The sequence below is a fragment of the Afifella marina DSM 2698 genome, from assembly GCF_900102695.1.
GTDB classification, from domain to species: domain Bacteria; phylum Pseudomonadota; class Alphaproteobacteria; order Rhizobiales; family Afifellaceae; genus Afifella; species Afifella marina.
The window spans coordinates 142,260-154,371 of the sequence record NZ_FMVW01000007.1; the positions used below are offsets into that span (position 1 = coordinate 142,260).

Consider the following 12,112-nt stretch of genomic DNA (forward strand, 5'->3'; position numbering starts at 1 on the left):
ACGCCTGAAGGCGTTCCTGGCCGAAATTTCCCGTGAGGAAGGTTTTATCACCCTCGGCGTGACACCGCCGGAGGGGCTCGGCGAAGCCGGCAAGCGCCTTGGCGTGTGGATCGACGCGGGCCGCCACGGCAGCATGGAATGGATGCCCGAAACGGCAGAGCGGCGCTCCGATCCCCGCCGCATCTTTCGCGATGTTCGCTCCGTCGTCATGCTCGGCATGAATTACGGCCCTGAAGGCGATCCCCTCGCCACGCTCGCAGAGCGGCAGAAGGCGACCATCTCCGTCTATGCCCGCAACCGCGATTATCACGACCTCATCAAGGGCGCGATGAAGCGCATCGGTTCGCGTTTCGCCGCCGAAGCGCGCCGCCGCGATCTCCCCGACGAGATCAAGGTCTTTGTCGACACAGCCCCCGTCATGGAAAAGCCGCTGGCGGCTGCCGCCGGCATCGGCTGGCAGGGAAAGCACACCAACCTCGTCTCGCGCGAACACGGCTCCTGGCTTTTTCTGGGCGCGATCTTCACCGCCGCCGAGCTTCCCGCGGATCAGGCGGAAACGGACCATTGCGGCTCATGCCGGCGCTGCCTCGATGCCTGCCCGACGAACGCCTTCCCGGCGCCCTATCAGCTCGATGCGAGGCGCTGCATCTCCTATCTGACGATCGAAGACAAAGGCCTCATCCCGCGCGAATTTCGCAAGGATCTCGGCAACCGCATCTATGGCTGCGACGACTGCCTCGCCGCCTGCCCGTGGAACAAATTCGCCGAGACGGCCTCTGAGGCGAAGCTGAAAGCCCGCGCGGATCTTCAGGCGCCTTCCCTGAAAGATCTCGTCTGCCTGGACGACGCCGCCTTCCGGCAGCATTTCTCCGGCTCGCCGATCAAACGCATCGGACGGGCAAAATTCGTCTCCAATGTCTTGATCGCGATCGGCAATTCGGGCGATCCCGGACTTGCATCGCAAGCCCGGGCAAGGCTCGATGACGACAGCCCACTTGTGCGCGGCGCGGCGATCTGGGCACTCGCCAGGCTCGCCCCCGAAACGGCAGAGAGGGCACGGGCAGAACTTTTGCCGCAAGAAGAAGATGCCGCCGTGCGCGGCGAATGGAATTTGCTTGGCGAGGATTGATGGATCTCTTTTGCTTTGGTCTCGGTTATTCGGCGCGCTTCACGATGGACGCACTTCAACCGGAGAGCGTCTGGGGCACGACGCGCAGCGCCGAAGGCCTGCATGCGATGGCCGCTCTCGGCGCCATGCCGCTCCTCTTCGACGGGACCGCAGGCGCTTCCTATAACGGCGCCGTCTCCGACGCGCTCGCCGAGGCAACTCATGTCCTCGTCTCCGTCGCACCCGACGAGACGGGCGATCCCGTGCTGAACGTCTTCGGCGATACCCTGTCGGAAGCGGGTCCGGATTCGATCTGCTACCTCTCCACGGTCGGCGTCTATGGCGACCATGATGGCGGCTGGGTCGACGAGACTTCGGAATGCCGGCCGGTCTCCACGCGCTCCAAGCAGCGTGTCGAGGCGGAAAACGCCTGGCTCTCGTTCTCAGAGACGACAGGCATTCCCGTTTCCATCGTCCGCCTCTCCGGCATCTACGGTCCGGGCCGCGGCCCCTTCGAGAAAATCCGCAGGGGCACGAGCCGCCGCATCATCAAGGACGGACAGGTGTTCAACCGCATCCATGGCGAGGACATCGGCCAGATCGCAGCCGCCGCTCTCCGGCAGAATGCGTCCGGCCTCTTCAACGGCACGGATGACGAGCCCGCCGCGCCGCAGGACGTGATCACCTACGCCGCTGAACTTCTGGGTGTCGAGCCGCCGGAGGAAATCCGTTTCGAGGCCGCCGATATGAGCCCGATGGCGCGCACCTTCTATGGCGAGAACAAGCGGGTCAAAAACGACAAGATCAAGCGCGAGCTCGGCGTCACGCTTGCCTATCCGACCTACCGCGAGGGGCTGAAAGCCATTCTCGCCGCCGAAAACGGCTGACCGGTCAGGTTCCGCCCGCAGGCAGAACCTCTTTCCTACCGGCGCCGCTCCTGCGGCGCCTGCCCGCGCGCGGCGAGGAGACAGCCGTCGAGCGCGCCGCCCTGCGGCACGTCGAAACGCTGCTCGATCCGCGTTTCGATGCGTGCGCGCAATAGCTCCGAAAGCCCACCCAAGAGGTAGAGCGGCTCGCCCTCGCTCTCTCCCCCGTCGCTCTCTTCAAGAGACCGCACCAGGGCTGCGGCCTCATCGGCCGCCGCTTCCAGAAGCGCGTCGGCCACGCCATCGCCCGCCTCGGCGGCAGCGACGATCTCCGGCACGAGCGAAGCAAAATCCCGCGGCGTCGCCCGCAACAGCCAGTCCAGAATCGCGGCCTCGCCGCTGCCGAGAAGCGCGACGAGCCTCTGCGACAGGAGGCTCTCGGGCGCCGCGCCATCATAACTCTTCAACGCGGCCTCTACGGCCCGGCGGCCGAGCCAGGCACCCGAGCCCCGATCTCCTCCGAGAAAGCCCCAGCCGTCGCGTTGGATCGATGTCCCGTCGGCAAAAAGCCGGTGGCCTGCCGCACCGGTGCCGAGGATGACAAGGCGCGCAGGCCGCCCACCGCTCGCCCCGATGAGCGCCGCATAACCGTCCGACATCGCCACGATCTCGGCGAACCCCTCATGTGCGGAGAGAAAAGCCGTGCGCCGGTTGACATCGACGAGGCCCGCCACACCGAGGCTAAGAACCACCGATCCGCGCTCGGTCTGCGGCATGGTCTGCCGGCAGAGAACATTGACGAGGGCATCGAGGACGGCGATCGCGCCTCGAAGTTCCGTGGAAGGATTGCAGGCGCCGCCCTCGCCGCTCGCCAGGACCGTCCCATCGGGGGCGACAAGGCGTGCGCGACACTTCGTGCCCCCGGCATCGACTGCCAGAATCGTTCTTTCCATAAAGACCTGTTCCCGGTGCCCTGCGATGCGGAGGCGACGGTCCGCGCTCAATCGCCTTTGACCGCCTTCATCGCAGCCTTCGTGATCGACTGCCGCACGGATTGATATTCGTCCCAGGGATCGCCGCGAAGCGCCTTGAGCCGTTTCGGGAGATTTTCCACGGTGTAGGCGTTCGCCGCTTTCACCGATGAGAGCTCGTCCCAGGAGACGGGCGTCGCCACCGGCGCCCCGTCGCGCGAACGCGTGGAGAAGGGTGCAATCGCCGTCGCGCCGCGCTCGTTGCGGAGATAATCGATGAAAATCCGCCCCTTGCGCTTCGCTTTCGACATCGTCGCCACGTACTTCTCCGGCGCCTCTTCAGCGAGCTTCACCGCAAAGCCGCGTGCGAACGCGTTCACCTCGGGCCATTCGGCGCGTCGCGTCAAAGGCACGATGACATGCACGCCCTTGCCGCCGGAAAGCATCGGAAAACTCTGAAAGCCGAGATCGGCGAGCCGGTCGCGGAGGTCGAAGGAGGCCGTCTTCACATCACCGAAATCGAGCCCTTCATCGGGATCGAGATCGAAGACGATGCGCTCCGGCTTCTCGATCTGATCGATGCGCGAACCCCAGATGTGGAATTCCATCACCCCCATCTGCACCCCGGCGACGATCCCCGCGAGATCGTCGACATAGAAATACTGCTCTGTGTCGCCGGAGCCCTCAATGATCTCCACGCGCTTCATCTCGTCGGGAAAACCGCCGGAATCGTGCTTCTGGAAAAAACACTTCTTGGCGCGCCCCTGCGGACAGCGCACGAGGCTGAGCGGTCGCTCGGCGAGATAAGGCAGCATCCATTCACCGATCGCCGCGTAATATTCCGCAAGATCGCGCTTCGACAGGCCCTGGCTCGGGAAGACGACACGATCGGGCGAGGTGAGGCGCACGCCTGCGATCCGCATATCGTCGCCGTCGCCCGCGGCGCTTGCGTCACCCCCGGATGAGGCCCGGCCCGCGCCCCGCTTCCCCGATCCTTGCTTCCCCGCGCCACCTTTCGAAGCCGACGAGGCGTCGGCTTTTGTCGTCGCAACCGGCTTTTCAAGGCTCACCTTGCTGGCCTCCTTGTCCTCGCGCAGCCCCAGGAAAGAGGGATGGCGCAGAATGTTGTCGCCGGTGAATTCGGCAAAGGCGATCTCGGCGACGAGCTCGGGCTTCACCCAATGCGCGCCGCGCGCCGCCGCCTTCGGCACATCGGCGAAAGGCGGGGTTTTTCGCTCGATCGCTTTCAGCCGCGTCGACAAGGCATCGAGATCGTCCTGGTCGAAACCCGTGCCGACGCGCCCGTGATAACGGAGCTCGCCGTCCTCGAATGTGCCGAGAAGGAGAGAGGAAAAGCCGGCGCGCCGCTGCGAAGGCGACCAGCCGCCGATGACGAATTCCTGGCGTCTGGTGCACTTGATCTTGAGCCAGGTCTTGGTGCGTCGCGAGCGGTAGGGCGCATCCGCCTTCTTCGAGACGATGCCCTCATGCCCGCCGGCACAGAGCGCCGACAGCACCTTCTCGCCCTCACCGCGCACATGTTCGGAAAACTGGATGGCGGAATCTTTCGGCAGCGGCTTCAGGAGATCTTTGAGCCGCGTCTTGCGCTCGCTCAGTTTTTCGCCGGTCACGTCCTCACCGTCGATCTCCAGAAGATCGAAGGCGAAAAAGGCGAGGTCGCCTCCCTCGCCGATCGCCCGCTGCAGGCTGGAAAAATCGGTTCGCCCCTTGTCGTCGAAGGCGACGAGTTCGCCGTCGACGAGAGCGGAACGCTCGCCAAGCGGAGCGAAGGCCTTGGCAAGCTTGGCGAACTTGGCCGTCCAATCCTGGCCGCTGCGGGTGAAGAATTTCGGGCCCCCTTCACCGAGCGCCACGATCAGTCGGTAGCCGTCATATTTCATTTCGTGGACCCAACCGGCACCCGACGGCACGGTATCGACGAGCGTCGCAAGCTGCGGCGAGCGGAAGGCCGGCTGTGTGGTTTTGGCGCCCTTTTTCCTCGTGTTCTTCCTGGCAGCCGCCTTGCGCTTGGCGCTCGTCTCGCCCTTTACGGCAGCTTGACTGCCCTTCTCGGGTTCCGATTCCCAGACGGCTGAATCCGCGCCCTCGGCGATCGCCTGCATGCTACGGCCCGTCGCAACGCTGGTTTCGTGGTCTTTCAGGAGCGGATCGTCATCGTCGGCCGTCTCGTCGCGTTCCTTGATGAGGAGCCAGTTCTCACGCTTCTCCTTGGGCCGGCCGCGCATTTTGACGAGCGTCCAGCCGCCCTTCATGCGCTCGCCGTCGAGGCGAAAATGCAGCTTGCCCTCTTTCAAGCCCTCATGCGGATCGTGGAGCGGCTCCCAGGTGCCGCGATCCCACAGCATCACCGTGCCGCCGCCATACTGACCCTTGGGGATCGTGCCTTCAAAGCCGCCGTAATCGAGCGGGTGATCCTCCACATGGACGGCTAGGCGCTTTTCGCCCGGATCGAGGCTCGGACCCTTGGTCACCGCCCAGCTCTTCAGAACACCGTCGAGCTCGAGACGGAAATCGTAATGCAGGCGGGTGGCGTCGTGCTTCTGCACGACGAAGCTCGCGCCCTTGGCCTTGCCGCGCTTGCCCTTCGGCTCCTGCGTCTTGGCGAAGTCGCGCTTGGTGCGATAGGTCTTGAGAAGATCTGCCGTCGCCATCACGTCCCCTTAGGCGGATTTCTTTTGCCGCCCGGATGAGTTGGAGGACTTCGCCCGGGACGAGGACTTCCCGGTGCCGGCCTTGCTGCTCGACGATTTCGCCGAAGAAGACGATTTCTTCGCCGAGGATTTTCCGCCGGTCTTGCCGCCCTCGTCGCTCTTTTCCAGGCTCTCCTTCAGCGCCGCCATCAGATCGATGACGTTGTCGCCGCCGCGTTTCGGCGCCTCGTCCTCGTCGCTTTCGACGACCTTGGGCCGCTTCTTCTTGAGCTTCGTATCGATCACGTCGCGCAGCGCCTTCACGTAATGGTCCTTGAAAACGCCCGCATCGAAGGGTGCGGTCTTGCGCTCGATCAGCTCCGAGGCGACGCCCAGAAGATCCTCATCCGCCTCCTCGTCGCCGATGCCGGAGAAGAAGGAATCCGATTTGCGGATTTCTTCCTCGTAATGCAGCGTCTCCAGAAGAAGCCCCGTGCCGCAGGGCTTGATGGCAACGAGATATTCCTTGCCGCGGAGCGCGAGCTGCCCGAGCCCCACCTTCTCCGACTGGCGCAGCGCATCGCGCACCACGCGGAAGGCATCCTCGGCGAGCTCGTCCTGCGGCACCATGAAATACGGTTTGTCGAAATAAAGCGGATCGATCTCGCAAGATCCGACGAACTGCGTGAGCTCGAGCGTCTTCTTCGTCTCGAGTTTCACCTCGTCGATCTCGTCCTCCGACAGAAGGACGTAATTGCCCTTCTCGTATTCGAAGCCCTTCAGAATTTCATCCGTATCGACCGGGCCGACGCCTGGAACCACTTTCTGGTATTTCACCGGCTTGCCGGAAGGTTCGTGAATCTGACGAAAGGAGATCTTGGAAGACGTCTTCGTCGCCGAATAGAGTTCGACCGGGATGGAAACGAGAGAGAGGCGCAGCTGACCTTTCCAGACAGGACGGGCGGCGGGCATGTCGGACTCAACTAACTGATAAGACTCACGGGCTTGTTCAACGCCGCGCCCGCGGGCGTTGTTCCACCGCGCATGCCGGCCCTGCAGCCACGGTAACTGGCCTGGAAAACCGCGCCTCCCGCAGCATTTTCACGTGCAACGAAGAAATCGCAGGAGAAGAAGCATGTTGAAAGGCAAGACCGCCGTCGTCACCGGATCGAATTCCGGGATCGGTCTCGGCGTCGCCAAGGCGCTCGCCGCCGAAGGGGCGAATGTCGTGATCAATTCCTTCACGGATCGCCCCGAAGACCACGAGCTCGCCGAAAAGATCGCCTCCGAATACGGCGTCACGGCGAAATATGTGAAGGCCGACATGTCGGTCGATGCGGAATGCCGCGACCTCATCGAAGAGGCGGCCAAGATCGGACCGGTTCAGATCCTCGTCAACAATGCCGGCATCCAGCATGTGGCGAAGGTGGAAGATTTCCCGGCCGAGAAATGGCACCAGATCATTGCGATCAATCTCTCCTCCGCCTTCTTCACCACGGCTGCCGCCGTACCCGGCATGAAGGAAGCCGGCTGGGGGCGGATCATCAACATCGCCTCCGCCCACGGCCTCACCGCCTCGCCCTATAAGAGCGCCTATGTCTCCGCCAAGCACGGCGTCGTCGGCCTCACGAAAACCGTGGCGCTGGAGCTCGCGGAAACCGCGATCACCTGCAACGCCATCTGCCCGGGCTATGTGAAGACCCCGCTCGTCGAAGGCCAGATCGAAGACCAGATGAAGACGCATAACATGGACCGCGAGACCGTCGTCCGCGAGGTCATGCTGGAGCGCCAGCCGACGAAGCAATTCGTGAAGGTCGAGGATATCGGCGCCATGGCCGTTTTTCTCTGCTCCGACGCGGCCGCCCAGATCACCGGGACACCATTGTCAATCGACGGCGGCTGGACGGCTCTTTAAAGGGCAAAGGAACGGAAGTTGGTCGAAGGGCCTTCTCGGAAGATGGACACGCTTAAAATCGCCGAGACGACGCTCTCGATCATCATTGCCGACATCACCACGCTTGAGGTGGATGCAATCGTCAACGCCGCCAATCAGTCGCTGCTCGGCGGGGGCGGCGTCGACGGAGCGATCCATCGCGCGGCCGGTCCCAGGCTCCTCGACGAGTGCCGCACGCTCGGCGGCTGTCCCACAGGCGAGGCGCGTCTGACGGATGGCTACGATCTGCCGGCCCGCCATGTCATCCATGCGGTCGGCCCGCGCTTCAAGGGCGGCGGCCATGGCGAGGCGGAGCTTCTCGCCTCCGCCTACAAGCGCTCGCTCGATATCGCGGTGGAGAACGGCCTTGAGACGATCGCCTTCCCGGCGATCTCGACCGGCATCTACGGCTTTCCCGCCGATCGCGCAGCGACGATCGCGACCTCCACCTGCGTCGGCTATTCGGAAGGCCATCCGGGCGCGCTGTCGGAAATCATCTTCTGCTGCTTTTCCGAAGAATCGGCAGAGCAGCACCGCCGCGCCCTCGCCGAGATCGGCCAGGAGGCCGAAATCGCCGGAGAGGAGGCCCGGGCCGAACACCCGGGCCGATGATCAAAGAGCCTATTCGGCCGCCGCGTAGCTGATCAAAAGGTCCTTGGCGTCGACGGCATCGCCGGTTTTGACGGTGATCGCTTCGATCGTGCCGTCACGGTCGGCATGGATCGCGGTCTCCATCTTCATCGCTTCGATGGACAGAAGGACGTCGCCCGCCGTCACCTTCTCGCCGACCTTGACGGCGATCTGCGAGATGACGCCCGGCATCGGTGCCCCGACCTGATCGGCATTGCCCGCTTCCGCCTTCGGACGCCGTGCCGCATCTCCCGCGCCATGGGCGCGGTCGGGCACACGTACGAAGCGCGGCTGACCGTTCAACTCGAAGAAGACACGCACCTGGCCCTCTTCGTCGGGTTCGCCGACCACCTGACAGCGGACCACGAGCGTCTTGCCACGCTCGATCTCGACCATCACCTCGTCGCCAGCTTCAAGGCCATAGAAATAGACAGGCGTCGGCAGAACCTCCGTCGGCCCGTAATCCTCCTGTGCCCTCGCAAAGTCGGTGAAGACCTTCGGATACATGAGATAGGAGGCGAGCTCCTCGTCGGAGATCTCGTGATCGGCCGCCTCCGCCGCCTTCGCACGCTCCGCCTCCAGATCCGCAGGCTCCATCAGCGAGCCCGGCCGCACGGTGATCGGCTTGTCGTGCTTCAGGACCTTCTTCTGGATCGCTTCCGGCCAGCCTCCGGGCGGCTGACCCAGTTCGCCGCGCATCATCTTGACGACGGAATCGGGGAACGCGATCTCGCGGCTCGGATCGAGCACGTCGTCGACGGAGAGATCCTGGCTCACCATCATCAGCGCCATATCGCCGACGACCTTCGAAGACGGCGTCACCTTGACGATATCGCCGAACATCAAATTCACGTCGTGATAGGTGTGCGCCACCCGGTGCCAGCGCGATTCGAGCCCGAGGGCCCGCGCCTGCTCTTTGAGATTGGTGAACTGCCCGCCCGGCATTTCGTGGAGATAAACCTCCGAGGCCGGCGCCTTGAGATCGCTTTCGAAGGCCGCGTACTGGTAGCGCACCGCCTCCCAGTAAAACGCGATCTTGCGGATCGCATCGCGCGTAAGACCCGTTGCGCGCTCGCCAGAGGCGAGCGCTTCCACGATCGAGCCGAGCGCCGGCTGCGAGGTGAGCCCGGCGACGGAATCCATCGCCGCATCGACGATATCGACGCCTTCCTCGACCGCAGCCAGCACCGAGGCGGCCGAGATGCCCGACGTGTCATGCGTGTGGAAATGCAGCGGCAGATCCGTCGCCTCGCGCAGCGCCTTGAAGAGCGCCTTCGCCGCGGCAGGACGTAAGACGCCCGCCATATCCTTGACGGCGATCATATGCGCGCCGGCTTTTTCCAGCTGCCTGGCAAGATCGACGTAATAGGCGAGGTTGTATTTGGAGCGATCCGGATCGAAGAGGTCGCCGGTGTAGCAGATCGTGCCTTCGCAGATCTTGCCGCTCTCGATCACGGCATCCATCGACACCCGCATATTCTCCACCCAATTGAGGCAGTCGAAGACGCGGAACACGTCGATCCCCGCCTCGGCCGCCTGGGCAACGAAGAAGCGGACGACGTTGTCGGGATAATTGGTGTAGCCGACACCGTTGGAGCCCCGCAGCAGCATCTGCATCAGGATGCCCGGCGCCCCGGCGCGGATGCGCTTCAGTCGCTCCCACGGATCTTCCGTCAAGAAGCGCATGGCAACGTCGAAGGTCGCCCCGCCCCAGCATTCGAGCGAGAAGAGCTCCGGCAGCGCCGCCTGATAGGCCGGCGCGATCGCTGCGATGTCATGCGTGCGCATGCGGGTCGCGAGCAGCGATTGATGCCCGTCGCGCATGGTCGTATCGGTAATGAGCGTCCGCTTCTGTGCACGCACCCAGCGTGCCAGCCCCTCCGGTCCGTCGCGGTCGAGGAGCTGACGTGTGCCGAGGAAATCCTCCGGCATCGCCTTCGCTTCAAACAGCGGCGGTACCGGCGCCGGCACATCGGCCGGTGGCCGTGGCCTGTTGCGCGTCTCCGGATGCCCGTTCACGGAAACATCGGCGATATAATTCAACAGCTTGGTGCCACGGTCGCGGCGCCGCACCGTATCGAAGAGCTCCGGCGTCTCGTCGATGAAGCGCGTGGTGTAGCTGTTATCCTGGAAAGACGGATGCGTGATGATGTTTTCAAGGAAGGTGAGATTGGTCGCCACGCCGCGGATGCGGAATTCGCGCAGCGCCCGGTGCATCCGCTTCAACGCCTCCTCCGGTGTCGGCGCCCAGGCCGTCACCTTCTCCAGAAGCGGATCGTAAAAGCGGGTGATGACGGCGCCGGAATAGGCCGTGCCGCCGTCGAGGCGGATGCCGAAGCCGGTGGCGCCGCGATAGGCGGTGATACGTCCGTAATCCGGGATGAAGTTCTCTTCCGGATCTTCCGTCGTGATACGGCATTGCAGGGCGTTGCCGTTGAGGAAGATCTTCTCCTGCGTCGGCACCCCCGATTTCGGATCACCGATGCGCTCGCCTTCGATCAGCCGGATCTGCGCCTTGACGATGTCGATGCCCGTCACCTCTTCGGTGACGGTGTGCTCCACCTGAACGCGCGGATTGACTTCAATGAAGTGGAATTCGCCCGTCACGGAATCCTGCAGGAACTCAACCGTACCGGCGCAGACATAATCGGCAGCCTTGGCGAGCTTCAGCGCGTAACCGCACAATTCCTCGCGCTTTTCTGCACTCAGATAGGGGGCCGGCGCGCGCTCCACGACTTTCTGGTGGCGCCGCTGCACGGAACAGTCGCGCTCGAAAAGATGCACCTGGTTGCCGTGCCGGTCGCCGAGAACCTGCACCTCGACATGGCGCGCATGCTCGACGAGCTTTTCGAGATAGACCTCGTCCTTGCCGAAGGCAGCTTTCGCCTCGCGCTTCGCCTGACGGACGGTCTCCACGAGCTCTTTCTCGCCGGAAATGACGCGCATGCCGCGCCCGCCGCCGCCCCACGAGGCTTTGAGCATGACCGGATAGCCGATCTCAGCGGCAACGTTCTTCCAATGGTTTTCGTCATCGGGCAGAGGCTCGCTCGCCGGCATCACGGGCACACCCGCCTCGACCGCGAGATTGCGTGCAGCGACCTTGTTGCCGAGCCGGCGCATCGTCTCCGGCGACGGTCCGATGAAGGTGATGCCCGCCTCGCGGCAGGCCTCGGCAAATTCCGGGCTTTCCGACAAAAAGCCGTAGCCCGGATGGATGGCATCGGCGCCGCTCGCCTTGGCGACGCGCAAAATCTCGTCGATCGACAGATACGCCTCGATCGGGCCCATCTGGCTCGGCAGATGCGGCCCGGAGCCGATCAGATACGCCTCGTCGGCCTTGAAGCGATGCAGGGCGAGCTTGTCTTCCTCGGCGAAGACGGCAACCGTCTTCAGCCCCAGCTCGTTGGCTGCGCGAAACACACGGATTGCAATTTCGGAACGATTGGCAACGAGGAGCTTAGAAACTTTCCGCAAGGCCACCCTCTCTCTGCAGGAACGCACTTTCTTACCGGCCGGTTTTCGGCGACGCAAATGAAGAGGCCCCCGGCTTGCGCCGGAGGCCTCTCTTTCGAACCAGCTATGCGCGATCAGTAACCCGCAGGGCACTCCGCGGTGTAGCGGCGGCCATACCGGTCGCGGTAGTAGCAATAGCCTGGGCGGCTCGCCACCGAGCCGATGATGGCGCCGGAAGCGGCACCGATCGCGCCACCAACCACGGCGCCTCCAACCGATTTCGTCGCAAGCCCGCCGATCGCTGCGCCGCCGACGCCGCCGATGGCAGCACCGGTCGCTGCGTTCTTGTCCGTCTGCGTACAGGCAGTGATGCTGAGGGCAGCAACAGCAGCAATGGCAATGGCTTTAATTTTCATACGTCCATCCTCTCCGTGTCCGGGTGCGGTCAACCGTTCTCACAACACCGGCACCCATGCCAAGGTTCCAAACATTTCATCATC

General features: G+C 63.8%; 9 protein-coding genes. 4 read left to right on the forward strand and 5 right to left on the reverse strand.

Annotated features, from left to right (window positions below):
- The first annotated feature begins 4 nt into the window (after window positions 1-4).
- Together queG and BLP76_RS14445 are read left to right on the forward strand one after the other, a co-directional pair.
- Window positions 5-1,129 carry a tRNA epoxyqueuosine(34) reductase QueG gene (queG, locus tag BLP76_RS14440; protein ID WP_092814896.1) on the forward strand — a complete coding sequence of 375 codons (1,125 nt, stop codon included), beginning with the start codon at window positions 5-7 and terminating at the stop codon, window positions 1,127-1,129.
- A complete protein-coding gene (locus BLP76_RS14445; RefSeq protein ID WP_092814748.1) occupies window positions 1,129-1,995 on the forward strand; it encodes an SDR family oxidoreductase in 867 nt (288 codons plus the stop codon). The genes queG and BLP76_RS14445 overlap by 1 nt, the downstream gene beginning before the upstream one ends.
- A gap of 35 nt (window positions 1,996-2,030) precedes the next feature.
- Here the strand turns inward: BLP76_RS14445 and BLP76_RS14450 are convergent, their stop codons facing one another.
- Genes BLP76_RS14450 through ku form a run of 3 tightly spaced genes read right to left on the reverse strand, consistent with a single transcriptional unit; the run spans window position 2,031 to window position 6,568 of the window.
- Window positions 2,031-2,927, reverse strand: coding sequence for a glucosamine kinase nucleotide-binding domain-containing protein (locus BLP76_RS14450; RefSeq protein WP_092814751.1), 897 nt, complete (start codon window positions 2,925-2,927; stop codon window positions 2,031-2,033).
- Window positions 2,928-2,974: 47 nt separating this feature from the next.
- Complete coding sequence (ligD, locus tag BLP76_RS14455; protein WP_420867635.1) at window positions 2,975-5,620, reverse strand: DNA ligase D; 2,646 nt, start codon at window positions 5,618-5,620, stop codon at window positions 2,975-2,977.
- Window positions 5,621-5,626: 6 nt separating this feature from the next.
- Window positions 5,627-6,568 carry a non-homologous end joining protein Ku gene (ku, locus tag BLP76_RS14460; RefSeq protein WP_092814756.1) on the reverse strand — a complete coding sequence of 314 codons (942 nt, stop codon included), beginning with the start codon at window positions 6,566-6,568 and terminating at the stop codon, window positions 5,627-5,629.
- A gap of 163 nt (window positions 6,569-6,731) precedes the next feature.
- On the opposite strand from ku, the gene BLP76_RS14465 reads away from it, so the two are divergent.
- A complete protein-coding gene (locus BLP76_RS14465; RefSeq protein ID WP_092814759.1) occupies window positions 6,732-7,511 on the forward strand; it encodes a 3-hydroxybutyrate dehydrogenase in 780 nt (259 codons plus the stop codon).
- Between the two features lie 42 nt (window positions 7,512-7,553).
- On the forward strand, window positions 7,554-8,141 hold the full coding sequence (locus tag BLP76_RS14470) for an O-acetyl-ADP-ribose deacetylase (protein ID WP_092814762.1): 588 nt from the start codon (window positions 7,554-7,556) through the stop codon (window positions 8,139-8,141).
- A gap of 9 nt (window positions 8,142-8,150) precedes the next feature.
- On the opposite strand, the gene pyc is transcribed toward BLP76_RS14470, so the two are convergent.
- Together pyc and BLP76_RS14480 are read right to left on the reverse strand one after the other, a co-directional pair.
- The gene (gene pyc, locus BLP76_RS14475) at window positions 8,151-11,633 is read right to left on the reverse strand and encodes a pyruvate carboxylase (protein ID WP_092814899.1); all 3,483 of its coding nucleotides are present in this window, start codon (window positions 11,631-11,633) and stop codon (window positions 8,151-8,153) included.
- 113 nt (window positions 11,634-11,746) lie between these two features.
- Window positions 11,747-12,022, reverse strand: coding sequence for a glycine zipper domain-containing protein (locus BLP76_RS14480; protein ID WP_370642387.1), 276 nt, complete (start codon window positions 12,020-12,022; stop codon window positions 11,747-11,749).
- Window positions 12,023-12,112 lie beyond the last annotated feature (90 nt).